A 22,245-nucleotide genomic window follows, 5' to 3' on the forward strand; every position below is an offset into this window, starting at 1 on the left:
TCTTGCAAATGGGGGTTGTTGCGCCAGCGAACTCTGCCAATGCGCTGTAAATGAGTGGCGAGTATGGGTTCAGCGGCGCGCTGCCCCTATAATCGAGGCACTTTGTTTGTGGAGCCTGTTATGCCGAATCTCCGTCTTGCCGACCTCACCGCCGAAATCGAAGCCAACGTGCGCCGCGCACTGCAGGAAGACATCGGCAGCGGCGACATCACTGCGCAACTGATCCCGGCCGAACGGCTGGCCAAGGCCACCATCATTACCCGCGATGCAGCCGTTATCGCCGGCACCGCCTGGGTGGACGCGGTGTTCCGCCAACTCGACCCACGGGTTGCGGTGCATTGGCAGGTGGCCGACGGCGAGCGTGTCAGCCCCAATCAAGTGCTGTTCCACCTGGAAGGCCCGGCACGCTCACTGTTGAGCGGCGAACGCTGTGCGCTGAATTTTTTGCAGATGTTGTCGGGCGTCGCCACGCGCGCGCAGTACCTGGCGGACTTTGTCGCCAGCACCCAAGTCAAGCTGCTGGACACGCGTAAAACCCTGCCAGGCCTGCGCCTGGCGCAGAAGTACGCGGTAACGTGCGGCGGTTGCCACAACCATCGCATCGGTTTGTATGACGCGTTCCTGATCAAGGAAAACCATATCGCCGCGTGTGGAGGGATTGCCGAAGCGATTACCGCCGCCCACAAGATCGCACCGGGCAAGCCGGTGGAGATCGAAGTGGAAAGCCTGGAAGAGCTGCGCGAAGCACTGGCGGCGGGCGCCGATATCATCATGCTCGACGAGTTGAGCCTCAATGATATGCGCGAGGCTGTACGCCTGAATGCCGGCAAGGCCAAGCTGGAAGCGAGCGGCGGGATCAATGAAACCACCCTGCTGCCTATCGCGCAAACCGGGGTGGATTACATCTCCATCGGTGCGATGACCAAGGATGTGAAGGCGGTGGATTTGTCGATGCGACTGAGCATCTGAGCAACATCCAAGGAAAAGGAGCGAGGTTGCTCGCTCCTTTAATTTCGCGCTCAGATCGCGAGATTATTCATCCCGCAATACTCGTTCCAATCAACGCCAAGTACCTCGGCGGCCTCTTTGTGCAAGGCCAGGCGCGCCGCTTCGAACTCTTGCGGCGTTGAGGTGTACTTGAGGCTCAGTTCCCACGGCTGCAGGCCCTGGGCCTCGGCCTCATCCTCGAAGGCCCACTGGATCTGGTCCTTTTGATCATCGGCGCTCAGGTCCTTGATCTCGTCGAGCAGTTCCGGGGATTCCGCGACGTATTTTTTCAGGGCTGCTTCGTGCCGCTGTTCCTGGGTCATTTCTTGTGTGGTCATGTTGTTCTCTTAGATCATGGAATGGGGATGCATCTGGGTCATCAAGGTTGCGCAGATACAAAAGAGTGGGCACGAATGCCGCCTCGTCTGGCCTTCAGAACCATTCTGGGATCATCTGAAAACGTTGCCTTTGAAACAGTGCTGCCGTATGGAACGTGTGTTGCCTTTGTGCCCGAGACAGGAGTCGAACCTGCGACCTTCGCGTTACGAGTGCGCTGCTCTACCAACTGAGCTACACGGGCGGTGGGCTAAAGCTAGCACCGCATTGGGCAGGCAGCAACAAACTCGCTGACCGCCCGGCAGGCATTACGCCCCGTCGGCGCCGCAACCCTTGGCGACGTACTGCGCCTCGGCGGTGGTGGCACAGGCCCAACCCTGGGTGGCGCTGCGCGTCAAGGTGATGGTCTTGCCCAGTACCGGCGCAGGTGCATCGAGGATTTCGCAGGTAATGGAGCCGACGCCCGTGGCCACATCGCCGGCTACGGTAATCGTGCAGTTGGCAGTCGGGCTGCTGCCACCGATCAACGCCAAGGTCGGCACGGTGCCCTGGTTAAGGGTGTCTTCAAAACCAGCCTTCAACGCCGCAATTTCTGCCAGCCCCGCTGTGAACTTGGCCTTGGCCTGATGCTTGGTGTACATGGGCAGACCGATAGTGGCCAAAATGCCGATGATTGCCACGACGATCAACAACTCGATCAAGGTAAAGCCTTTCTGACGCATCACATTCACTCTCCAGAATAAAAACCTTATCAAGGCGCGTCCTGCGCCCCGCAGTGTGCAGCGGCGCCAGTGTACTCATCCGTGAGCGCCCAATTGTGGCTGAGACGCACATTCTGACATTTTATCGTGCGCCAACGAGCGGTCCGAATCCGTCATCTGACTAAGCTATAAATCTACGACGACCTGTGTGCGGACCTGTGCCATGAATGACGCTTCAACGATCTACGCCTGGGAAGGCACCAACCGCAAAGGCCGCCGGGTGTGCGGGCACACCACCGGCCATAACCTGGCACTGGTCAAGGCACAGCTGCGCCAGCAGGGGATTTACCCCGGCCGCGTGCGCAAAAAGGCTGCGCACCGGCCCTATTTTGCCGCGCCGATAAAACCCGCTGACATTGCGCTGTTCACGCGCCAATTGGCGACCCTGTTAAAGGCAGGCATTGCGCTGCTGCAGGCGTTCGACATCATCTGCGAAGGCTTCGAAAACCGGCAGATGCGCGTGCTGATAAAGGGTTTGAAGCAGGAGATTGCCGCCGGTAATAGCCTGGCAGCAGCGCTGCGCAAACAGCCGCGTCACTTTGATGACTTGTATTGCAACCTGATTGCCGCAGGCGAACAGGCAGGCGCCCTGGAAACATTGCTCGAGCGGGTGGCGATTCACCTGGAGAAAAGCCAGCAGCTCAAGGCGCGAATCAAAAAAGCCATGACCTACCCAATCGCCGTGATCGTCGTCGCCTGCCTGGTCAGCGCAGTTTTGCTTATTCACGTGGTGCCGCAGTTCCAGAACCTCTTCGCCGGGGTAAACGGCCAACTGCCGGGCTTTACCTTGCTAGTGATTGCGCTGTCCAACTTCCTGCAGTACGCCTGGTGGATGCTTGCCTTGGGGCTGGGTATGGCGATAGCTGCGCTGCGCCATGCCTATCGGGCTTACCCGGGGTTTCGTGACGGGCTGGATGTCGGTTTGTTGAGCGCGCCCCTGGCGGGCACACTGCTGAGGCGCTCAGCCATCGCCCGCTACGCCCGTACACTTTCAACCACCTTTGCCGCGGGCGTGCCATTGGTGCAGGCTCTGGACTCCGTGGCAGGCGCGGTTGGCAATGGGTTGTTCAGAAAGGCGATCGAACATATGCGGCACGATGTATCCACAGGTGTGCCGTTGAACCAGTCCATGGCGCACAGCGGGCTGTTCCCCGGAATGGCCATCCAGATGACGGCCATCGGTGAAGAGTCGGGCACCCTGGACCTCATGCTGGAAAAAGTCGCCAACCACTATGAAGCCGATGTGGAGAACCTGGTCGATAACCTCACCAGCCTGATGGAGCCACTGATCATGGTGGTGTTGGGGGGCATTGTCGGCGCATTGGTGATTGCGATGTACCTGCCGGTGTTCCAGTTGGGGTCGGCGTTTTGAGCCTGCTGCTGAGTGAACAACCCTGGGTCTTTGTCGGGATGGCGCTGGTGCTCGGCCTGATCGTCGGCAGCTTTCTCAACGTACTGGTGTGGCGCCTGCCGAAGATGCTCGTGCGCGAATGGCGCGCCCAGGCCCAGGAAGTACTCGGCCTGCCGGCCGACCCCGCCGGCCCTGCCTACAACCTGATGCATCCCAACTCGTGCTGTGCGCATTGCAGCCAACCGATTCGCCCCTGGGAAAATATCCCGGTACTCAGCTACCTGATGCTCAAGGGTCGCTGCGCCCACTGCAGCAAGCCTATCAGCGCCCGCTACCCCTTTACCGAACTGGCCTGTGCGCTGCTCTCGGCCACTGTCGCCTGGCATTTTGGCTTCGGCTGGCAAGCTGGCGCAGTGATGCTGCTGAGTTGGGGCCTGCTGGCGATGAGCCTGATCGACGTCGATCATCAACTGCTGCCGGATGTGCTGGTGTTGCCGCTGCTGTGGCTGGGGTTGATCCTCAATAGCGGCGACCTGTTGGCGACGCTGCCCGATGCGCTATGGGGCGCAGTCATAGGCTATGTGTGCCTGTGGAGCGTGTTCTGGGTGTTCAAAGTGGTCACCGGCAAGGACGGCATGGGTTATGGCGACTTCAAGCTACTGGCCCTGCTCGGTGCCTGGGGTGGTTGGCAGATTCTACCGATGACGCTGCTGATAGCGTCGCTGCTGGGCGTGTTCGCGGGCCTTATCCTGATGCGTTTGCGCAAGTCCCAGGCATCGGTGCCGATGCCATTTGGTCCGTGCCTGGCAATTGCCGGCTGGATTGCATTGCTCTGGGGTGGTCAAATAACCGACTTCTATTTGCAGTCTGTCGGTTTCAGATGACCACTTGTGTCGCAACACCCTGGATTCTAGGCCTCACCGGCGGCATCGGCAGCGGTAAAAGCGCGGCCGCCCAGCACTTTATCGACCTGGGCATTGACCTGGTCGATGCCGACCATGCCGCACGTTGGGTGGTCGAACCCGGCCGGCCAGCACTCGCACGCATTGCCGAGCATTTTGGTGCAGGCGTGTTGCAGCCGGACGGCCAGTTGGACCGCGCGGCCCTGCGCAAGTTGATCTTTGAAGTTCCCGAAGAACGTCGCTGGCTGGAAGCCCTGCTGCACCCGTTGATTGGCGAGGAAATTCGCAGCCATCTGGCGCGCGCCCAGTCGCCTTACGCGATCCTGGTCTCGCCGCTGCTGATCGAGTCCGGTCAGTACAGCATGACCCAGCGCATCCTGGTGATCGACGTGCCGCAATCACTGCAGATTCAGCGTACCCTGCAGCGCGACGGCATCAGCGAACAGCAGGTGCAGGCGATCCTCAAGGCTCAGTCCAGCCGTGAAGACCGTCTGAACCATGCCGATGACGTTCTGGTCAACGACAAGGACCTCGCCTGGCTGCACAGCGAGGTCGAGCGACTGCACCACTTTTACCTTACTTTGCGTGGAGGCCGATCATGAGCCAACCCTTGACCGTCGAGTGCCCAACCTGCGGCGCACCCGTAGAATGGAAAACAGACAACCTCAACCGGCCGTTCTGCTCGGACCGTTGCAAACTCATCGACCTCGGTGCCTGGGCTGCGGAAGAACACAAGATTCCGGTGAGCCCGGATGCCGAGGACGAACTGTTCTCTGAAGACCTGCCGCCGCGTCACTAAGGCCGCATAAATGCGTACTCCTGCTGGTCGTCGAGATTCTCTGCAAGGTATTGCAGCTCGTCGGCCAGGTCTTCAAAACTGCGCACACCCTTGCTCTGCTGCACCACCGCACTGAGCATGGCGCGCAGGGTAAGGCCTGGGTCAAAGCCGATTTCCTGTGCCGCATCCTGGCTTCTGCGCAACTCTTGCCGCGCCCATTCGTACACACTCATAGTCCGTGCCCCGCCCTGCTCAGTAAAATTTCGCAGAGCATGGGCCTGCACGGCCGCCTGGGGTTTGATCTGGATCAACGCCGCGAATCGTCATCCTTCCACGGTGCCGACAGGTAGCGCGTGCGGTTGAAGGTCTCCAGCCATTCCGGGCAGAACACCACCAGGGCGCTAATGACCATGCCGTTGATAAACGCCTCGGGGAAGATGATCAGCCACAGGTAACCGACAAAATCTTCCAGCCACTCGGGCATGGCAAAACGGCCGTCAAACCACAGCAGCCCCAACGCAGCCAGCAGGCACAGCAGTGCCGACAGCGCCGCGGCGAAAAAACCGGAACAGAAGATATACACAAAGGGGTTTCGCGGTTGCGCCCGCTCCACCAGTAGCGCGCAGGTCTCGGTGACCAGCACCGGCAAGCCGATCAGCAGCAAACCATTGACCCCGACCGCCGCCAGGTCCTGGCGCCCCAGCAGCACCAAACCCAATTGCGCGACCAACCCGCCGACGATAGCGAGGGGCCAATCCAGCAGCAGGGTCACGGCGGTCATGCCGATAAAGTGGTAAGACACACCGGTGTCGAAATCCCGCCGTACCAGCCAGAGCATAAACAGGGCAAACACGGTGCCGAACAACAAATGCTGGCGCCGCCGGTCGGCAAACAGCTCGACCCACGGCGCGCGCAGGATCGCCCACATGACCAACGGCGCGTACAACAGCCAGCCGATGATGAGCGTTTCCGGCGCCAACACTGCAGCGCTGATCACGAGCGTAATGCCTTTGCAGAAAACCTCACCACACACCTCGTCCATGCAGTTGCTGTTGAATGAGCAGTCTACACCGGCGTTTCAAAGCAAGACTTCCTGCGGTCATCAATTGGACGCTAAGCTGCCAATATGGATGACTCAGATTATTTGCGCCTGCTCACCGTAGCGGCCGAACAAGCCAATGCGTTCCTGTCCAATGCCCGCAAATGGGAGCGTGAGCGTTGGGTCTGCCAGCGCCTGCTGCAAGGCTTGAACGTGCCCTACCGTGCCGAAGAGTTTCACCCCGCCGGGCAAGAGCCGCCGGACGTGTTGTTTCGCGACGCGAGTTTCGAAGTATTTTTCGTGCTGGATGAAGGCCGGCGCCTGAACGACGAATGGCGCGATGAGTTGCTGCGCCGGCGCAGTGCGTTTTCCTTGAGCCAGTTGGTGCGGCGCGAAGCCAAACCACGGCGTATCCCGGCCCATGAGTTCTTGCTGCGCCTGGCGCCGACATTGCGCAAAAAGGCGCATAACTATAAAGAACGCGGCATGGACCTGGGCGAGCTGGACCTGATTGCCTTCACGAGCCTCAAGCGTGAAGTGCTGGACCTCAACAGCCATTTCCCACCACCTACCGAATACCTGCGCCAGGGCTGGCGCTCGCTGTCGTTGGTAGGCCCTACCTTTGCGCGCGTGCTGTTTGCTCACCCGGACGCACCGGACTTCTTGCGCAACAACCTGGGGCGCAGCATAGTATTCGACGTGGGCATCAGCCTGTGACGCGGGCACCGGCTACGCTTGTGGCGAGCCCGCCCACCTCCTGACTGTAACGTGGCGCCCTTTTGCAACGTCTACCTGACGAGGCCTTTATGACCAGCCGCCTGAACCCCGATGACCAACAGCATGTCGAAGAGTACCTGCAACTCTCCCAAAACCGAGTCGAGCGCAAGCCTTTCCGGCCGTGGCTGCTCCTGGGTGTGGTGCTGTTGGTGGTAATCGGGCTCGGCCTGCTGAGCCGCCTTTTGAGTTACCTGACGCTATGAGCTGCATCGCGCTCGCGAGGGTAACTGCTCCGATTTCTTTTAGCCTTGCGAGATATCCCCATGACCCATCGTATTATTATCGTCGGCGGCGGCGCCGGCGGCCTGGAGTTGGCTACCCGCCTGGGTAAGACTCTGGGCAAGCGCGGCACCGCCAGCATCACGCTGGTGGACGCCAACCTCACCCATATCTGGAAACCGCTGCTGCACGAAGTGGCCGCCGGTTCGCTGAACTCTTCGGAAGACGAGCTCAATTATGTCGCCCAGGCCAAATGGAACCACTTCGAGTTCCAACTGGGGCGCATGAGCGGGCTTGACCGTGAACAGAAGAAAATCCAACTGGCCGCGACCCTTGATGAAGAAGGCCGTGAGCTGGTGCCTGCGCGCGTGCTGGGTTATGACAGCCTGGTGATCGCGGTCGGCAGCACCACCAACGATTTCGGCACCGAGGGCGCGGCGCAGCACTGCCTGTTCCTCGACACCCGCAAACAGGCTGAGCGCTTCCATCAGCAGTTGCTCAACCACTATCTGCGCGCCCATGCGGGCCAGACCGATGTGGAAGAGAACATCAGCGTCGCCATCGTCGGCGCCGGTGCGACGGGCGTCGAGTTGGCTGCCGAGTTGCACAACGCCGCCCATGAACTGGCGGCCTATGGCCTGGACCGCATCAAACCGGAAAACATGCACATCACCCTGATCGAAGCCGGCCCACGGGTATTGCCCGCGCTGCCGGAGCGGATCGGCGGGCCTGTGCACAAAACCCTGGAGAAACTTGGGGTGACGGTACTGACCAACTCGGCGGTCAGCGAAGTGACCGCGGATGCGTTGATCACCAGCAGCGGCCAGGTCATTCCAGCGAGCCTCAAGGTCTGGGCTGCGGGTATCCGCGCACCGGCCTTCCTCAAGGACATTGACGGGTTGGAAACCAACCGCATCAATCAATTGCAGGTATTGCCGACGCTGCAAACCACCCGCGATGAAAACATCTTCGCCTTTGGCGACTGCGCCGCCTGCCCACAGCCGGGCACCGACCGCAATGTGCCGCCACGCGCCCAGGCCGCTCACCAGCAGGCTTCACTGTTGGCCAAGTCGCTGAAACTGCGGATCGAAGGCAAGGACCTGCCATCCTACAAGTACACCGACTACGGTTCGCTGATCTCGCTGTCGCGTTTTTCGGCGGTGGGTAACCTGATGGGCAACCTGACGGGCAGCGTGATGCTCGAAGGCTGGCTGGCGCGGATGTTCTACGTGTCGCTGTACCGCATGCACCAGATGGCGCTGTACGGGTTCTTCCGCACGGCAATGCTGATGCTGGGCAGCAAGATTGGGCGCGGGACTGAGCCGCGGCTCAAGCTCCATTAACAGCACAAACTAATGCGGGAGCGGGCTTGCCCGCGATGGCGATCGATCAGCACAAGATGCACAGGCTGATACACCGCTATCGCAGCGGTGCGACGATTCGACAAGCCAGCTCCCACATTTTTTTGCGTAATATTTAAGATTTTCGCGCACAAAAAAAATCCCCGTATCTTTCGATACGAGGATTTTTAATATGGTCGGGGTAAGGGGATTCGAACTCCTGACATCCTGCTCCCAAAGCAGGCGCGCTACCGGACTGCGCTATACCCCGGTAAAAAAAAGGCGACCTCTCAGTCGCCTTCTTCGATCAGGGCTTTTGGCCTCTGATCTTAAGATTCGATTCCAGCGTTAACTGGTCTCAAAAATGGTGGGTCGTGTGGGATTCGAACCTACGACCAATTGGTTAAAAGACAATTGGTTTTAGTGCTTCATAGCCCAGGATCGTGTTCGCTACACATAGCTGTTTCCGTGGCCTCGCAGCCTCTAATGAACCCACATTAGAGGCTCCAAACCATGAAAATCTCTGCGGTCGTTTCGACCAAAGGCGGCGTAGGCAAAACTACCATCGAGGCCAACCTCGGCGCTTTTTGTGCGGATGCAGGCCTGCGCGTGCTCATGATCGACCTAGATCCTGCACAGCCTTCGCTCTCCTCGTATTACCAATTGGTCGATGAAGCTCAAGGAGGCATCTACGACCTGCTGGCATTCAATATCACCGAATCAGCCAAGATCATATCCAGCACCACGATACCAAACCTGTCGCTTGTCATTTCCAACGACATCAACAACCAACTGAACAGCCTGATCCTGCAAGCACCTGACGGACGGTTGCGACTCGCCAACCTGATGCCGGGCTTCAAAGATCATTTCGACCTGGTACTGATTGACACCCAAGGCGCCAGGTCGGCAATGCTCGAAATGGTGGTCCTAGCCTCTGATTTGGTCATATCCCCACTTCCGCCCAATATGCTCGCTGCACGGGAGTTCAGCCGGGGATCCATGCAGATGCTGGACGGCCTGCGCGCCTATGGGCGCCTGGGCATGAAAATCCCTCCTGTGCGGATCGTCGTCAACAATCTCGACCAAACCACCGACGCGCAAATGATCGAGCAGTCGGTACGGGAAATTTTCCAGGACAATGACGAAATCAACGTTCTGGAATGCGTCGTCCCCTCCGCAGTGGTGTTTCGTAACAGTTCATCCCTGGGCGTCCCAGTACACCGCTTGGAATACAGACAGCCTTCCAACCGCATATCCCCTGCAGCCCTTGTCGTGATCCGCCAATTGGCCATTGAGCTTTTTCCAGAATGGCGTGACCGCTTCGAGGCCATGACCGAGGAAAAGGTAGCTAACTTGGTGAGGGAGGGTCGTTGAAATGGCGAAGCCCTCCATTACCGACGCCCGCAGTATTACTGCAAACCTCATCCTAGAGGTTGGCAAGTACTACAGCGCTCAGCAATTGCGCAGCTTGCAAGCCAAGCTCAGTGGAACCGCACGAGAAATCCGAGCCCTGACAAGCGGTTACCAATTACCCGGTCGGATTGGCGCTCAGTTGAGCGTTGACCAGCTTCAGCTTTTGCAGGACGCCGCGAAGCTTATCGAGTCAGTGAACTCGAACATTAAGCACGCGAAGGAAAAGCGCGGCCGCGACGAAAACCAAGCCAAACGCCGTCAGCAAAGTCGATATGCCGAAGCCAAACGCCTGGTAGCTGAAACATATTTAGAACCCTTTGCTCCTGAGCCAACGGCTTTGGACCCTCTTCTAGATATTCTTAAAACAGCGCTGACGCTTAATCGAGCAGACGTTTTCAGGAATGGTTATTCCCCTAGGGAGTTCAATCTCAGGCTCCGTGATTACCTGTCGCCTGCCAGAACTCGAAAGCTCATTGGCTGGACCAGCCCAAGTGCTTTTTGGATAAGCACGGTTCTCTCTCTTCGTAATGACGTTGTGCAAGCTGTTGAGCAAGAGATTGCTTACGACGATGGGTCAAGTGTTCAAGACCGCCTTGATGCCCTGAAACAGAAGGTTGCGGACTGCCTTGCCCGGACTCACCTCTCTGCTGATGAGGAAGAAACACTTCGCCTGTGGTCAGAGGCGCTCTCCCCCCGCCTCCAACAGGAAGGGGGTGAATGATGGACAAGCAAAAAGTCCTCAGCAAGGTCGCCAAACTCATGGCGCTGGCCAAGTCACAAGGCGCTGCCCCAAACGAAGTGGAAATTGCACTTCGTCAAGCTCGCCATTTGATGAATCAGTACAACTTGGAACACACCGAAGTCGCTGCCCATACAATCGAAGAATCCATTGTGGGTACCAAAACCCGTCGGGCACCGCAGGATTGGCTGCACAACCTGGCCTCAATCTGTTCCCAAGCCTTCGATTGCAGCCACTTGGCGTATTTCAATCCGCTACTTGGCTGGTCCTTCAAGTTCTTGGGGAAAGGTATTTCACCCGATCTGGCAGCTCACACCTATTCAACGCTGCATCACCAGCTTGTCGCAGCCCGACGAGCTCATGTTGCCCAGCAGAAGCGCTGCCAACTGAAAACCAAACGTCACCGCGGCCAACTGTTTGCCGAGGGCTGGCTCAATGCCGTCGCCTCTAAGGTGAACCAGTTTGCAGGTGGGATAGACGAAAACACTGCGCTGGAGATCCAAGCCTACCTGGAATGGCATCATCCAAAACTAACGCTAGCCATTATCAAGCCCATCGAAGCCAAAGGTCATGACACCCGCTCTTTGCAAGCGGGATGGGACCAGGGCAAGCATGCCAGGCTGCATCGTGGTGTCGGACAGCAGTCACAAGGAGCCCTTGGGCATGGAGGGAGCCAATGAGAACTCATTCGCTTTCACCTTTGGCCATGGCGGCGCTGGAACAAGCCAGATCCCAACTTGGGCTTGCCCCGGTTCACAAACACCATGTTTGGAGTGAGGCAGAAGAGCGCTCGCTCATTGCCCGCTATCCCAATGAACCGACTCAGGTCCTAGCCGCCGAATTGGGGCTCAGCGTCTATCAGGTCTATGCCAAAGCCAAACGGCTGGGCTTGAGCAAAAGCGCCGAGTTTCTTCGCAGTAGTCTCTGTGGCCGGCTTGACGGCAAGTTGGGCGCAGAATTCCGCTTTCCCAAGGGATCCGTCCCATGGAATAAGGGCCTTAAGGGGCTCCCCTCCTCTGGCCGTATGACTCAGACGCAGTTTAAGGCCGGCAATAAACCGGGGAACTGGCTGCCTATTGGCAGCCTGCGCACAACTCCTGACGGTTATCAGCAGAAGAAAATCACCGATACCGGTTACCCACCCGTTGACTGGAAAGCCGTGCATGTACTGCTTTGGGAGGAGCATCACGGACCAGTCCCTATAAACATGTGCGTGTGCTTCAAGGACGGCAACAAGGCCCATATAGCCCTGAATAACCTGGAGTTGCTGACGAGAGCAGAACGTATGCGTCGGAACACCATTCATCGGTATCCGGAAGAGCTGAAATCCGCAATACGCGCTATCGGCAAACTCAAACGCACCATCCGGGAGGTTGAACATGAAGAACAAGATTGAAGATCTACGTAATCACCTGTTCGTCGCGATCGAGAGCCTCCTGGACCCAGAAAGACCAATGGAAATCGAACGGGCCAAAGCGGTTGCCGAGGTTGCTCAGGTCATGATCAATTCAGCGAAGGTTGAAGTCGACATGGTCAAAGCCCTGGGGGCACGCAACGGGAGTGGTTTTCTTCAGATAGGCCAGGAGTCTGGGAAATGAATCACCTTGACCTCTCACCTCCCTACTCCGTAGAGGCTGAACAAGGTGTGTTAGGTGGGCTACTGCTCGACAACAACACCTGGGATCTCGTCGCAGACAAACTGGATGCCTCTGATTTTTTCCGACACGACCATCGGTTGCTGTTCCGGACAATGGCAAGCCTTGCTGACAAGTCCATTCCGTTCGACATCGTCACCGTCCACAACGCGTTGGAGGAGCCAGACGAAGCCGGAGGGCTGAGCTATCTGGGCGAGCTGGCCAAAAACACGCCGTCTGTAGCCAACATCGAGCATTACGCATCCATCGTGCGTAATCGCTCTCGGCTCAGACAGCTCATGTCCCTTGGATACCAATGCTCTCGCGAGGCGACAGACCCGTTGGCAAGTGCGGAGGATGTTCAAGAATCAATTGAACAGCAACTGTTCGCTCTGGGTGAAGGCAAGAGCGCAACGGAATTCGTCAATATCAACCAATGCCTGACGAACGTCGTCGAACAAATAGACGAACATTTCAACGGCAATATCACCGTGACCGGCCTGCCTTCAGGCCTGGAGGACCTGGACGAGCTGACGTCGGGTTTTCAAGAAGCCGACCTGATCATCCTCGGCGCGCGCCCGTCTATGGGGAAGACCTCTCTGGCCTTGAACTTCATAGATACGGCTCTGCAGGCAAAGCTTGATCGTACAGTTCAGGTTTTCAGCATGGAAATGCCGGCCAAAGCACTGATGTATCGATTGATGGGCATCCTAGGCCATATCGATCTGGGCAGGCTATTGAAGGGCAAGCTCGATGATGATGATTGGCCGAAGCTGACTGCAGCGGTTTCTCGTATTAATGGCTATGGAGAGCGGCTGGTCATCGACGACTCATCAGCGCTCACGCCTGCAGTAATCAGAGCTAAATCTCGTCGAGCAGCTCGTCGCTTCGGACACCCGAGCTTGATCCTGATCGATTACCTGCAGCTCATGCGCTGCCCAGGTCAGGAAAACAGGGCCAACGAGATCAGCGCTATATCCCAGTCCCTCAAGGCCCTAGCGAAAGAGATGAATTGCCCGGTGGTTGCGCTTTCCCAGCTCAACCGAGAACTGGAGCGACGGCCAAATAAGCGTCCGATCAACGCAGACCTGCGTGATAGCGGTGCGATTGAACAGGACGCGGACCTGATTATGTTCGTCTACCGGGACGAGGTGTACCACCCTCAGAGCGAACACAAAGGCATTGCAGAAATCATTCTCGGCAAGGCGCGTAACGGCCCAACTGGGACCGTACGAACAGCCTTCATCGCCAATCAGACCCGGTTTGCCAACCTCAGTCCCAACGCCGGCTGGCAAGGGGCTCAACTATGAAAAAGCACACCTCAGCGATGAATACTCTCGTACGCATCACTCACTGGTGCCTTCAATGCGATAGCCACCACCCGAAACATCAAGTGAGTGGCGCTCCAGCCTTACCCGGCGGTGAAGTGGACGAGCTTATTTGCCCTACTTGCAATAGCTATGACATCGAGGAGCTTCAGGAGGTGTCGGATGCACAGTAGCGCCGAGCTATTTCCTAGTATCCATGCCGGTGCCGTGTTCGAAGCCTCTGCTGTGGCTCATGCCCATAAATCTGGGATCAACCCGGTGGAGCTCGACGCATTAGCTCAAGCGATCGGCCGCCTTGCTCGTGACCACAGCACCGTGGTCCCAATGAGCATGCGTGAGGATCTGTTGGAGTTTGAGAAGCTCGGCTACGTCGAGCTGACCAACACGCCCAGCGCAACAATTACCGTTGAACTGCTCTGTGCGGGCGCCTTGCTATCCAGCTACTTCTGGTCGGTTTGGGTGCCCCGCTACCTCCAGTGCTGCTCGCTGAAAGTGGCCGTCATGTCTCACCTGCAACACCCCGCGGAAGTTCAGCACTGCAGCGTGGTGTTCCGCGTGCCTGGAGCACGTGAGGCTACGCGTCACTTTTTGCATGAGCTCGGTACCAAGTTTCCTGGCGATCAGGCTGAAATCATCGCGATCCAGACCGGTAACGTTCTGGCAGACAGGGATGCAGAGCTATGACCACCAATCTCCTACGCGGAAAAAGCGAGAGCCTTCGTGTACTCGTGAAGTTTGCTGAAGCGAATGGCTGGACGGTGTCTCGCACTCAAGGTGGCCATATCAAGTTCACGAAATCTGGCCTTGGATCGATTTACACCTCATCAACCGCAAGCGATTACCGCTCAGGCCTCAACGCCAAAGCCCGTATTCGTCGTGCTGATCGAGCTCAAACCCTACACTCGCAGGAGGCAATCTAATGCCTATCCGTCATTGCATCGTCCACCTGATCGACAAAAAACCCGATGGCACACCTGCTGTTCTCCAGGCACGCGATTCGGAGCTATCCGAATCGGTCGCCATCGAGAACATGCTTGCCGACCTCAACGAGAGCTATAACGCCAAACAAGGCAAGGCCTGGGGTTTCTTCCATGCCGAGTCCGGCGCGCACCCGTTTAGCGGCTGGTTAAAGCAGTACTTTGAAGGTGACCAGGACTTCACCGCCTTCAGCCACACGGCGGTCGAGCATCTGCAAAAGCTGATGGAAGAGTCCAACCTCTCCACCGGTGGCCACGTACTGTTTGCCCATTACCAGCAAGGCATGACCGACTACCTAACTGTCGCCCTGCTCCACCACAGTGAAGGCGTGGTGGTTACTGACGATCTGGACGTCACTCCTTCACGCCACCTGGACGTTGGCCAGTTGCACCTGGCAGCGCGTATCAACTTGTCCGAGTGGCAGAACAACAAGCAATCCAAGCAGTACATCTCGTACATCAAAGGCAAAAACGGTAAGAAGATCTCGGGGTATTTCAGCGACTTCATTGGCTGCATGGAAGGCGTCGACGGCCCGGGCGAAACCCGCGCCCTCCTCAAGGCGTTCAGCGACTTCGTTGAAAACGAAGACCTGCCAGACGAATCGGCCCGCGAGAAAACCAAGGCCCTGGTGGACTACGCCACCAGCCAGGCCAAGCTCGGTGAACCCATGGGCCTGGAGGAACTGTCAGGCTTGATCGATGAAGATCGCCCCAAGGCGTTCTACGACCATATCCGCAATAAGGACTACGGCCTGTCGCCGGAAATCCCCCTGGATAAACGCACTCTCAACCAATTCCGTCGGTTCACCGGCCGTGCCGAAGGCTTGTCCATCAGTTTTGAAGCGCATCTGCTAGGGGACAAGATCGAGTACGACGAGGCGTCCAATTCATTAGTCATCAAGGGGTTACCTACCCAACTCACTGATCAGTTGAAACGTCGCTGAACACACTTTCTACCCTAGGCATCGGAGCCCACCATGAGTAACAAACCACAGCGTCTGCATGAAGAAAAATTCGTTATTCGCCTGCCCGACGGGATGCGCGAACGCATCGCGTTGGAAGCACGTGAAAACGCCAGGTCGATGAACTCAGAAATTGTTTATCGGCTGGAGACAACTGCCGAACTTGAAGCTGCTCTGGATCGTGCTTTGAAAATCATTGACCAGCTTTTGGCGGCAAGCCCGGCTTATGAGCAGCCAGGAGCCAGAGTATGAAAGCGTCTTTGGCCCAAACCATGAAAGATAAGCTGTTGCTGCCGGCGTTTGAATCGAAGTCGCCGGTGGCAGCGCGAATGAGCGACCCCATCGTCGATACCCCCATGCTGTTGACTCTCGACGAAACGCTGCCGTATGACGAAAACCCAAGGACGACTCGTAACCCGAAGTACGATGAAATTAAAGAGTCGATACGAAATCGGGGACTCGATACGCCACCTCCCGTCACTCGTAAACCTGGGGAAGATAAGTACCGGATCCGCAACGGCGGCAACACTCGCCTGGCAATTTTAAACGAGTTGTATCGTGAGACCGGCGACGAGAAGTACTTCAAGTTTCACTGCCTATTTCGACCCTGGGACGCCGTTCGGGGCGAAATCATCTCGCTCACCGGCCACTTGGCTGAAAACGACCTCCAAGGCCAGCTCCTGTTCATTGAGCGGGCTATTGGGGTCGACAAAGCGAGAGCGCTGTATGAAACAGAGGCAGGGGAGTCTATCTCATTACGTGAGCTTTCACGGCGGCTGTCAGCGGATGGCTACCCGGTCTCCGCGTCTCACTTGAGTCGTATGCACGACACCATTCGGTACTTACTGCCAGCAATTCCAGGCGCGCTGTACTCTGGACTGGGAGTAGACAGAATCATAAAGCTTCTGTCTTTGCGCAAAACAGCTCTTCAGTGCTGGGATCGCAATTATCAAGAGCAGGAGCAGCACCTTGATTTCGATACGCTTTTCCAAGATGTACTGTCCCAGTTTGAGGGCGACGCTGAAGAATTTCTATTCCAGCGATTTCAGGACGAACTGATAGATCACCTTAAAAAGCCGCTGAACCTCGGCTACGAGCAAATACTGTTGGAAATCACTCAGAACCAGGACCAATTGCGCCGGTCTACGCCGGTTCTTGAGCTGCCACAGTACCCTGCATCGCAATTTGAGGGGGGGACTCAACTTAACGTTTCGAACAATGGCATTGAGGCTAATCAGAACCCTCTACAACTACCCCCTACTACTTCGGGGGGCAGCACACATAAGACGACGCCCTCCAAAGAGAGTCCTTCACCTCAAGGGGTGCAACAGCAACTGGCCCCAACTCCGCAGGAGCAAATGAGCCCACAAGAGCGCCAAGCACGTATCGATGGGCACGTTGCGAGCCCTGTGAAGACTTCTCCCAGAGTCGACAAGATGAAACGGGAGCTCGCTGCGCTTGACGGTGAGGTCTTGCCCGACTTCGCCTCCAATGCCTTGGTGGCCATCCCTGTTCAAGCTGGCGGACTCAATCCCATTTCTGACCTTTGGTACATCGAACGCGAAATAGACAATACCGCGACCCTGCGTCAGCACATCGCTCAATTGGCTCGCGAAATAGCCAGCTCGGTCAAAGCCCCAGGTCAATTTATCGATATCGATGGTGGCGTCGGGTTCAGCTACCGACACCCCGAAGCGGAAGTCGAAATTACTGCCACAGCCCAACATACCTTGACGCTGCTCCAGTCTTTGAGCGGCTCGATGGCCATCGTACTGAAAATGATTCAGCAGCAACCCAAGCTTCAAATCGACGCGTTGGCTGACTTTGAGTTCGCAGCCGGACTGGGCCAGATCTTACTGGGCCAGCCTCACACAAAAGATCAGCCCCCTGAAAGTGAATGCCGTCTCAGCGACGGCGCTCTAGTGAAGCTGTTCCGCATTATTCGTCTCGCAAGACGTTTGATTGACCTGGAAATCCAGTCAGTCGCCAACAACGGTCCGAATTCAGCCAGTTAACACACGGACTCTACAAGGGGGAGTCGTCATGTCCAAGACACCAATAAATGAAGCAATCCTGTCACAGGTGCTTCATCACATGCGTAATGGCCAACTTCGGCGCTGCATCGAAATGGGCCTGGAGCCAGAGATATTGGCTCAGCTCCAACAACCTTCAGTACTGAGCTTGCTGCTTAACACTCCCGTGTCTTGGTGCAACGTCACCATTGATGGGGACATGGTAAAAAAACTACTGTCAGGCGCGCAGCGTTCTGATGAAGAAGTGCGCATGATTGAACGTGCGCTGCGACTTGGCGCGACCACTCAAATGCTGCAACAGTTCTTCGGGCTGTCTCCGCAGGATGTGGCCCTTCAACGCCTAATGATCGGCGTGACGGCACGTCGTGGCCGTTGGCGCGAATTCAGTGAGGAGATGGACGCTCAGCTTTGGTACCGATGGACGCACCTAATGCAAGAGCATCAGGTAGAGCTTGGCGACAGTCTCGCGTTGCTGGACATCGCCATGTTGGTCGCCGAGGAACTCAATGCTCCACAGGATACTAGCCCAGATGAGACCCACGAAAACCTCAGCCTGGCCATCATCTGGCATCGCATTCAGTCCTGGATAAAGGAAGGGCTTTACCCTCCTGCAAACCCTGGCCTTCCGAGAAGGCTACAGCTTGTGTCTTCTCAACGACTTGCACAGCCTGCAGCGACATCGGTGGAAGGTGACTCTGTATTATGAGGTTGTCTCGGCTTCCCTTGTCGACGCTTTTAGACTCGGCCTCGGGTCACCTTGAAGCTCATTTGCTTCAGAAAAAAGAGTCGGCGCCTCCGGGGATTGAAGGGTCTTCCCCCTACTCCGGAATTATTTTCAGCGGGAACCCACACGAAACGGTTCCTCGCCGATTGCTTTTGGATGATCGCTTAACCCCGCTTGAAAGAAACACCTGGCAGGTATTTCGCCTACTGATCAATGACGACGGCCTTACGGCGTTCCCTACCTATGACCAACTGCGGCCATATTTGGGTATGCAACCCGGTAGGCCTGCCTCGCGTGAAACTGTATCAAAAGCATTAGTGACCTTACGTCTCACCCGTTGGCTTAGCCTGGGGCGACGGGTGCGCAATGATCTGAGTGGACAAGTGCAAGGCAACGTCTACCTGCTTCACGACGAACCGGTCACACCGGCCGAAGCTATAGAGTTCGACAAGGACTACTTGCAGCTACTCGCGCAGTCAATGCAGCACCAGACCAAGGTGATTCGCGAAGTGGCAGAAATTGCCTGGAAGGAATTTGCAGCTGATCCTGATGTTGGCCAACGCTTACCTAGCAGGCTGGACATCATCGAATCCCGCATGAATAGCCAGGCCTGGACCAAAGCGCAGGCTCCAGTCGTTCTTAAAGCGACTGAGTTCGGAATCCGAACTCAGCAAAATATAGCTCTATCTCCACTGAGTTCGGATACCGAACTCAGTGAAAAAGGCGAAGAGCGAATCGCTTTGGAGCAGAGTTCGGATGCCGAACTCAGCCGTAAATCACTGAGTTCGGACTTAGTTCGGCATCCGAACTCATATAGTACGTATACAGATACACACAAAGATGTTTGTAAAAGCTCTGTACATGTACCGCCCACACCAAACGACATCGCTGCCGATTTGCTCGGTGCACTGCATCGACTACCGGTCGAGCAAAAACAGAACGCGGTCCTGGCGCTGCAAAAGGTTCCAGCAGAGTTGAAAACCGCGCTCATCAAACAATGGGTCCACCGCTGTGACTCGGGAGGGGTCCGAAACCCGCTTGGATACTTAATGACGCTCGTCGGCATGGCCGTTCGCGGCGATTTCAACAGCCAATGGAACCCTGACGACAAGGCAAAAGCGAGCCCCGAGCGTCAAGACGCTTCAGCCCCGCCAGAGGGCGCAGAGCAGCCGACGAAGACGCTAACGCAGACGCGTAGCCCTGAGTCGATACAAACCGCAAAACACACACTCAGCGGAATGCTGCATCTGCTGAAGCCTAATCGGGGTACACATCCATGATGTCAGGTGGACAACCAGAATATCGTGGTAACGCGGCCCAGAGCGAAGCGGTCGTGACCGGAATCTGTGCCAGCTACACAGCAAGTGTTGCGGCCCGCAACACCCTGACAGGAACCGAAATACGCCGCGGCCGCCACGCAAGTGACTCGGCCCAAATCACTTGCCCAGGATCCGGCATTCGTGCCAGCGACACGGCAAGTGTTGTGGCCCACAACACCCTGACAGCATCCGGCACCGGAGGTGGCCGCCATATAAGTGGTGCGGCCCGCACCACCTTGGCAGGATCCGGCATCCGTGCCGGCGACATGGCAAGTGTTGTGGCCCACAACACCCTGACAGCATCCGGCACCGGAGGTGGCCGCCATATAAGTGGTGCGGCCCGCACCACCTTGGCAGGATCCGGCATCCGTGCCGGCGACACGGCAAGTGTTGTGGCCCACAACACCCTGACAGCATCCGGCACCGGAGGTGGCAGCCATATAAGTGGTGCGGCCCGCACCACCTTGGCAGGATCCGGCATCCGTGCCGGCGACATGGCAAGTGTTGTGGCCCACAACACCCTGACAGCATCCGGCACCGGAGGTGGCAGCCATATAAGTGGTGCGGCCCGCACCACCTTGGCAGGATCCGGCATCCGTGCCGGCGACATGGCAAGTGTTGTGGCCCACAACACCCTGACAGCATCCGGCACCGGAGGTGGCCGCCACGCAAGGGATTCGGTCCGCACCGGCGAGTTTCAGCTCTTCCTATATAGAAGCCTCAACAAATCCCCTTCCATCGGGCTACGTATTTAATGCTGCGTCTCCTATAGCCAAATTGCAGCATGGGTACGTCAATCCTCTTCCCAAGGAAACACTGCACCATGGCTGATAACTTCCGGCTCAACATCGGTTCACTGCGCAGCGATGTGAAGCTCACCCTTCACACTCACCACGCCGCTCGTATATGGATGGGGCGCCCTAAAAATGACCTCAAAGCCGGCATCATTGGTCTGTCAGGGTTCTGCACTGTCGTCAATCGAATGTCTCGAGGCGCCCAACAGGATGATCCCTACTCTGACTGGTGGATGATCCTCCTCGAGGAAAAGATCAACGATTCCAAGGAAGCGTTAAAGACCATCGAAGATCGCCTGGACACAGCCATGGCCTCTCTTCCACCGGCCATCAGCATTAGCGAAAACCTCTCGATCCAGCCTGTCAGCCTCCCGCTGTACATCTCCAATCCCCTGGGATTTCAGGCTGTGTACCTGCTGACGAACTACGACGAAATTGTCAGACGCATTCTGTTGGCCCAGCACGTTGGCCTTGTCGGGCGCCACGATATGGAAACCTGGATCGACGAAGGCGCAGCGGTACTGCGGAGACTGTTTGGTCTGGCCCAGATCTATAAGTACTCAGGCGCTGCCCGCGACGACTTCGCTGCAAACAATGCCAAGGCTGAAGCAGCCCGCAAAATGTACGAGCGGTACGGTGAGCTGCCACAAGACATCCTGGAAGGCACCCGCCGTTCGAATTTCGCGCCACCGATCATCCGCGGTCAGCAGCAAACCGAGACGGATGATCATCTCGATGACCCCGTTGAGGGTTAAAGAGCATGGGCCAGATTCCCTCCAATGATGGGTCGCTGCAACAGACCGCCTTCCGGCCACTGCAACAGGAAGCCTTTCAGCGACTGCAACAGGCTGCCTCACTAAAGGGCCTTTTAAAGCCTTTTAAAGGTAAGGGGGAGCTGACCCAATTTGCCGATCTTTGCCGAGCTCAAGAATCGGACTTAAAAGCTCTTGCCCAGGAAGTGCTGAGCCAGGCCCGCCGATATCCATTCACCCTAGTTCCAGTGCGGTTGACTGAGCAGAACACCCAAGCCGGCACCCAGTTTTTGAGATGGCAGCAGGTGACAGATCGGCGGATGGGCGTAGGGGTTTGGGCAGAAATGATGGGCTCACCCAGAACACCGGAATCCATGCTGCAGGATCTTTACGTGATGGAGCTGCAGCGCATCACCTTGAATATGCAAATGAGTTTGCTGCACTCGATCACCAAACAGGCCGCCGAGTGCGCAGAAAAAATGGGCCAGGCAGAGGCCGTGTATACCGCTCGCCTGCAGCAGCTCAACAACCCAACGCAACACCAATAACCTCGGAGAATACTCATGGGCACGCCCGTACAAGGCTGGGAAGGCAATATCGGTTCTGCACCGGAATTCAAAGAATTCCCCAACGGCAATAAAGACCCACGTCGACTCATGCGAGCCAACGTTTACTTCGACAATTCGATTCCGGATGGCAAAGGCGGCTACGAAGATCGTGGCGGTTTTTGGGCGAATGTGGAGTGGTGGCACAAGGACGCCGAGCATTATTCGCAACTGTTCCAGAAAGGTATGCGAGTGCTGGTTTCCGGTCGCGCCGTTATGGACCGTTGGAAGAACGACGATGGCGAATTCGAAGCTTTGAAAATCCAGGCCAGCCGGGTCGGCATGCTGCCACACCGCGTGACCATGGTGAATCTGGCGCCTTCGCAAAACCAGAATTCGCAACAGTCCAACAGACCCGAATCGCGGCCGCAGCCAGCTCCAGGCCCGGATGAATATCCAGATACCGATCCACCGCAATTCTGAAAACAGGGGCTTAATTTTTCGGCCCATTCGTGTAGCTGTCGGTGTTGGGGGA

The 22,245-nt window shown here is 57.0% G+C and carries 29 protein-coding genes and 2 tRNA genes; 25 read left to right on the forward strand and 6 right to left on the reverse strand.

Annotated elements, in window-relative coordinates; translation table 11 throughout:
• The first annotated feature begins 120 nt into the window (after positions 1–120).
• Complete coding sequence (gene nadC, locus P5706_RS28500; RefSeq protein ID WP_285683537.1) at positions 121–969, forward strand: carboxylating nicotinate-nucleotide diphosphorylase; 849 nt, start codon at positions 121–123, stop codon at positions 967–969.
• 50 nt (positions 970–1,019) lie between these two features.
• On the opposite strand, the gene P5706_RS28505 is transcribed toward nadC, so the two are convergent.
• The 3 genes from P5706_RS28505 to P5706_RS28515 form a co-directional block, all read right to left on the reverse strand.
• Positions 1,020–1,325, reverse strand: coding sequence for a DUF6388 family protein (locus P5706_RS28505; RefSeq protein ID WP_068931343.1), 306 nt, complete (start codon positions 1,323–1,325; stop codon positions 1,020–1,022).
• A 169-nt stretch (positions 1,326–1,494) separates the two neighbouring features.
• Positions 1,495–1,567, reverse strand: a tRNA-Thr gene (locus tag P5706_RS28510).
• 64 nt (positions 1,568–1,631) lie between these two features.
• The gene (locus P5706_RS28515) at positions 1,632–2,045 is read right to left on the reverse strand and encodes a pilin (protein WP_200432654.1); all 414 of its coding nucleotides are present in this window, start codon (positions 2,043–2,045) and stop codon (positions 1,632–1,634) included.
• Positions 2,046–2,247: 202 nt separating this feature from the next.
• Here P5706_RS28515 and P5706_RS28520 point away from each other — a divergent pair, with 202 nt between their 5' ends.
• The 4 genes from P5706_RS28520 to yacG are packed head-to-tail and all read left to right on the forward strand — an operon-like array spanning position 2,248 to position 5,136.
• A complete protein-coding gene (locus P5706_RS28520; RefSeq protein ID WP_285683542.1) occupies positions 2,248–3,456 on the forward strand; it encodes a type II secretion system F family protein in 1,209 nt (402 codons plus the stop codon).
• Positions 3,453–4,319 (forward strand): prepilin peptidase, encoded by an 867-nt coding sequence (locus P5706_RS28525; RefSeq protein ID WP_274598020.1) that lies wholly within the window; start codon positions 3,453–3,455, stop codon positions 4,317–4,319. Before P5706_RS28520 ends, P5706_RS28525 begins: the two co-directional genes overlap by 4 nt.
• The gene (gene coaE / locus P5706_RS28530; RefSeq protein WP_200432636.1) at positions 4,316–4,939 is read left to right on the forward strand and encodes a dephospho-CoA kinase; all 624 of its coding nucleotides are present in this window, start codon (positions 4,316–4,318) and stop codon (positions 4,937–4,939) included. The genes P5706_RS28525 and coaE overlap by 4 nt, the downstream gene beginning before the upstream one ends.
• Positions 4,936–5,136 (forward strand): DNA gyrase inhibitor YacG, encoded by a 201-nt coding sequence (yacG, locus tag P5706_RS28535; RefSeq protein ID WP_200432635.1) that lies wholly within the window; start codon positions 4,936–4,938, stop codon positions 5,134–5,136. Before coaE ends, yacG begins: the two co-directional genes overlap by 4 nt.
• Here the strand turns inward: yacG and P5706_RS28540 are convergent.
• Positions 5,133–5,348 (reverse strand): hypothetical protein, encoded by a 216-nt coding sequence (locus P5706_RS28540; RefSeq protein ID WP_003171680.1) that lies wholly within the window; start codon positions 5,346–5,348, stop codon positions 5,133–5,135. The two genes, yacG and P5706_RS28540, sit on opposite strands and share 4 nt — an antisense overlap.
• Before the next feature lie 74 nt (positions 5,349–5,422).
• Complete coding sequence (locus P5706_RS28545; protein ID WP_285683546.1) at positions 5,423–6,112, reverse strand: energy-coupling factor ABC transporter permease; 690 nt, start codon at positions 6,110–6,112, stop codon at positions 5,423–5,425.
• Positions 6,113–6,241: 129 nt separating this feature from the next.
• On the opposite strand from P5706_RS28545, the gene P5706_RS28550 reads away from it, so the two are divergent.
• The 3 genes from P5706_RS28550 to P5706_RS28560 all read left to right on the forward strand — a co-directional run bounded on the left by P5706_RS28550 (position 6,242) and on the right by P5706_RS28560 (position 8,493).
• Positions 6,242–6,871 carry a DUF1780 domain-containing protein gene (locus P5706_RS28550; RefSeq protein WP_053254334.1) on the forward strand — a complete coding sequence of 210 codons (630 nt, stop codon included), beginning with the start codon at positions 6,242–6,244 and terminating at the stop codon, positions 6,869–6,871.
• An 89-nt stretch (positions 6,872–6,960) separates the two neighbouring features.
• Entirely contained in the window at positions 6,961–7,134 is a 174-nt protein-coding gene (locus P5706_RS28555; RefSeq protein WP_017134503.1) for a DUF3094 family protein, read from the forward strand.
• 60 nt (positions 7,135–7,194) lie between these two features.
• Complete coding sequence (locus tag P5706_RS28560) at positions 7,195–8,493, forward strand: NAD(P)/FAD-dependent oxidoreductase (RefSeq protein ID WP_017134502.1); 1,299 nt, start codon at positions 7,195–7,197, stop codon at positions 8,491–8,493.
• 191 nt (positions 8,494–8,684) lie between these two features.
• Here P5706_RS28560 and P5706_RS28565 read toward each other — a convergent pair.
• Positions 8,685–8,761 (reverse strand) — tRNA-Pro (locus tag P5706_RS28565).
• Positions 8,762–9,003: 242 nt separating this feature from the next.
• Here P5706_RS28565 and P5706_RS28570 point away from each other — a divergent pair.
• The 17 genes from P5706_RS28570 (at position 9,004) to P5706_RS28650 (ending at position 22,193) form a co-directional block, all read left to right on the forward strand.
• Positions 9,004–9,864 (forward strand): ParA family protein, encoded by an 861-nt coding sequence (locus P5706_RS28570; protein ID WP_008437313.1) that lies wholly within the window; start codon positions 9,004–9,006, stop codon positions 9,862–9,864.
• Between the two features lies 1 nt (position 9,865).
• Positions 9,866–10,624 carry a hypothetical protein gene (locus tag P5706_RS28575; RefSeq protein WP_008437314.1) on the forward strand — a complete coding sequence of 253 codons (759 nt, stop codon included), beginning with the start codon at positions 9,866–9,868 and terminating at the stop codon, positions 10,622–10,624.
• Positions 10,621–11,322: a DUF2786 domain-containing protein gene (locus P5706_RS28580; RefSeq protein WP_008437315.1), complete on the forward strand. Its 702-nt coding sequence runs from the start codon at positions 10,621–10,623 to the stop codon at positions 11,320–11,322. Before P5706_RS28575 ends, P5706_RS28580 begins: the two co-directional genes overlap by 4 nt.
• Complete coding sequence (locus tag P5706_RS28585) at positions 11,319–12,038, forward strand: HNH endonuclease signature motif containing protein (protein WP_020301295.1); 720 nt, start codon at positions 11,319–11,321, stop codon at positions 12,036–12,038. Before P5706_RS28580 ends, P5706_RS28585 begins: the two co-directional genes overlap by 4 nt.
• A complete protein-coding gene (locus tag P5706_RS28590; RefSeq protein WP_008437317.1) occupies positions 12,022–12,240 on the forward strand; it encodes a hypothetical protein in 219 nt (72 codons plus the stop codon). Before P5706_RS28585 ends, P5706_RS28590 begins: the two co-directional genes overlap by 17 nt.
• The gene (gene dnaB, locus P5706_RS28595; protein WP_008437319.1) at positions 12,237–13,586 is read left to right on the forward strand and encodes a replicative DNA helicase; all 1,350 of its coding nucleotides are present in this window, start codon (positions 12,237–12,239) and stop codon (positions 13,584–13,586) included. The genes P5706_RS28590 and dnaB overlap by 4 nt, the downstream gene beginning before the upstream one ends.
• 180 nt (positions 13,587–13,766) lie before the next feature.
• Entirely contained in the window at positions 13,767–14,288 is a 522-nt protein-coding gene (locus tag P5706_RS28600) for a hypothetical protein (protein ID WP_008437321.1), read from the forward strand.
• A complete protein-coding gene (locus tag P5706_RS28605) occupies positions 14,285–14,524 on the forward strand; it encodes a type II toxin-antitoxin system HicA family toxin (protein ID WP_008437325.1) in 240 nt (79 codons plus the stop codon). The genes P5706_RS28600 and P5706_RS28605 overlap by 4 nt, the downstream gene beginning before the upstream one ends.
• Positions 14,524–15,525: a nucleoid-associated protein YejK gene (yejK, locus tag P5706_RS28610; protein WP_008437326.1), complete on the forward strand. Its 1,002-nt coding sequence runs from the start codon at positions 14,524–14,526 to the stop codon at positions 15,523–15,525. Before P5706_RS28605 ends, yejK begins: the two co-directional genes overlap by 1 nt.
• Positions 15,526–15,558: 33 nt before the next feature.
• The gene (locus P5706_RS28615) at positions 15,559–15,795 is read left to right on the forward strand and encodes an Arc family DNA-binding protein (RefSeq protein ID WP_008437327.1); all 237 of its coding nucleotides are present in this window, start codon (positions 15,559–15,561) and stop codon (positions 15,793–15,795) included.
• A complete protein-coding gene (locus P5706_RS28620; RefSeq protein ID WP_008437328.1) occupies positions 15,792–17,558 on the forward strand; it encodes a ParB family protein in 1,767 nt (588 codons plus the stop codon). Before P5706_RS28615 ends, P5706_RS28620 begins: the two co-directional genes overlap by 4 nt.
• 28 nt (positions 17,559–17,586) lie before the next feature.
• Positions 17,587–18,282 carry a DUF2857 domain-containing protein gene (locus P5706_RS28625; RefSeq protein ID WP_008437329.1) on the forward strand — a complete coding sequence of 232 codons (696 nt, stop codon included), beginning with the start codon at positions 17,587–17,589 and terminating at the stop codon, positions 18,280–18,282.
• A complete protein-coding gene (locus tag P5706_RS28630; RefSeq protein ID WP_019816979.1) occupies positions 18,279–19,580 on the forward strand; it encodes an STY4528 family pathogenicity island replication protein in 1,302 nt (433 codons plus the stop codon). The genes P5706_RS28625 and P5706_RS28630 overlap by 4 nt, the downstream gene beginning before the upstream one ends.
• A gap of 203 nt (positions 19,581–19,783) precedes the next feature.
• A complete protein-coding gene (locus P5706_RS28635; RefSeq protein ID WP_124356005.1) occupies positions 19,784–20,374 on the forward strand; it encodes a hypothetical protein in 591 nt (196 codons plus the stop codon).
• Positions 20,375–20,442: 68 nt separating this feature from the next.
• Positions 20,443–21,168: a PFL_4669 family integrating conjugative element protein gene (locus P5706_RS28640; protein WP_008437331.1), complete on the forward strand. Its 726-nt coding sequence runs from the start codon at positions 20,443–20,445 to the stop codon at positions 21,166–21,168.
• Positions 21,169–21,173: 5 nt separating this feature from the next.
• Positions 21,174–21,713, forward strand: a complete 540-nt coding sequence (locus P5706_RS28645) for a DUF3158 family protein (RefSeq protein ID WP_008437334.1) — start codon at positions 21,174–21,176, stop codon at positions 21,711–21,713.
• Positions 21,714–21,728: 15 nt separating this feature from the next.
• Positions 21,729–22,193 (forward strand): single-stranded DNA-binding protein, encoded by a 465-nt coding sequence (locus P5706_RS28650; protein WP_008437336.1) that lies wholly within the window; start codon positions 21,729–21,731, stop codon positions 22,191–22,193.
• Positions 22,194–22,245: the final 52 nt, after the last annotated feature.

Source organism: Pseudomonas sp. ChxA, from assembly GCF_030263855.1.
In the GTDB taxonomy this organism is placed as follows: Bacteria; Pseudomonadota; Gammaproteobacteria; order Pseudomonadales; family Pseudomonadaceae; genus Aquipseudomonas; species Aquipseudomonas fluorescens_CB.

Bases quoted from the DNA above. Each gene is read 5' to 3' on its own strand.
- P5706_RS28580 (WP_008437315.1), top strand. From the start codon at position 10,621: ATGATGGACAAGCAAAAAGTCCTCAGCAAGGTCGCCAAACTCATGGCG.
- P5706_RS28605 (WP_008437325.1), top strand. From the start codon at position 14,285: ATGACCACCAATCTCCTACGCGGAAAAAGCGAGAGCCTTCGTGTACTC.
- dnaB (WP_008437319.1), top strand. From the start codon at position 12,237: ATGAATCACCTTGACCTCTCACCTCCCTACTCCGTAGAGGCTGAACAA.
- P5706_RS28620 (WP_008437328.1), top strand. From the start codon at position 15,792: ATGAAAGCGTCTTTGGCCCAAACCATGAAAGATAAGCTGTTGCTGCCG.
- P5706_RS28520 (WP_285683542.1), top strand. From the start codon at position 2,248: ATGAATGACGCTTCAACGATCTACGCCTGGGAAGGCACCAACCGCAAA.
- P5706_RS28555 (WP_017134503.1), top strand. From the start codon at position 6,961: ATGACCAGCCGCCTGAACCCCGATGACCAACAGCATGTCGAAGAGTAC.
- P5706_RS28615 (WP_008437327.1), top strand. From the start codon at position 15,559: ATGAGTAACAAACCACAGCGTCTGCATGAAGAAAAATTCGTTATTCGC.
- P5706_RS28590 (WP_008437317.1), top strand. From the start codon at position 12,022: ATGAAGAACAAGATTGAAGATCTACGTAATCACCTGTTCGTCGCGATC.
- P5706_RS28600 (WP_008437321.1), top strand. From the start codon at position 13,767: ATGCACAGTAGCGCCGAGCTATTTCCTAGTATCCATGCCGGTGCCGTG.
- P5706_RS28550 (WP_053254334.1), top strand. From the start codon at position 6,242: ATGGATGACTCAGATTATTTGCGCCTGCTCACCGTAGCGGCCGAACAA.
- coaE (WP_200432636.1), top strand. From the start codon at position 4,316: ATGACCACTTGTGTCGCAACACCCTGGATTCTAGGCCTCACCGGCGGC.
- P5706_RS28645 (WP_008437334.1), top strand. From the start codon at position 21,174: ATGGGCCAGATTCCCTCCAATGATGGGTCGCTGCAACAGACCGCCTTC.
- yacG (WP_200432635.1), top strand. From the start codon at position 4,936: ATGAGCCAACCCTTGACCGTCGAGTGCCCAACCTGCGGCGCACCCGTA.
- P5706_RS28515 (WP_200432654.1), bottom strand. From the start codon at position 2,045: ATGCGTCAGAAAGGCTTTACCTTGATCGAGTTGTTGATCGTCGTGGCA.
- P5706_RS28540 (WP_003171680.1), bottom strand. From the start codon at position 5,348: ATGAGTGTGTACGAATGGGCGCGGCAAGAGTTGCGCAGAAGCCAGGAT.
- yejK (WP_008437326.1), top strand. From the start codon at position 14,524: ATGCCTATCCGTCATTGCATCGTCCACCTGATCGACAAAAAACCCGAT.
- P5706_RS28505 (WP_068931343.1), bottom strand. From the start codon at position 1,325: ATGACCACACAAGAAATGACCCAGGAACAGCGGCACGAAGCAGCCCTG.
- P5706_RS28585 (WP_020301295.1), top strand. From the start codon at position 11,319: ATGAGAACTCATTCGCTTTCACCTTTGGCCATGGCGGCGCTGGAACAA.
- P5706_RS28630 (WP_019816979.1), top strand. From the start codon at position 18,279: ATGAGGTTGTCTCGGCTTCCCTTGTCGACGCTTTTAGACTCGGCCTCG.
- P5706_RS28570 (WP_008437313.1), top strand. From the start codon at position 9,004: ATGAAAATCTCTGCGGTCGTTTCGACCAAAGGCGGCGTAGGCAAAACT.
- P5706_RS28650 (WP_008437336.1), top strand. From the start codon at position 21,729: ATGGGCACGCCCGTACAAGGCTGGGAAGGCAATATCGGTTCTGCACCG.
- nadC (WP_285683537.1), top strand. From the start codon at position 121: ATGCCGAATCTCCGTCTTGCCGACCTCACCGCCGAAATCGAAGCCAAC.
- P5706_RS28575 (WP_008437314.1), top strand. From the start codon at position 9,866: ATGGCGAAGCCCTCCATTACCGACGCCCGCAGTATTACTGCAAACCTC.
- P5706_RS28625 (WP_008437329.1), top strand. From the start codon at position 17,587: ATGTCCAAGACACCAATAAATGAAGCAATCCTGTCACAGGTGCTTCAT.
- P5706_RS28560 (WP_017134502.1), top strand. From the start codon at position 7,195: ATGACCCATCGTATTATTATCGTCGGCGGCGGCGCCGGCGGCCTGGAG.
- P5706_RS28640 (WP_008437331.1), top strand. From the start codon at position 20,443: ATGGCTGATAACTTCCGGCTCAACATCGGTTCACTGCGCAGCGATGTG.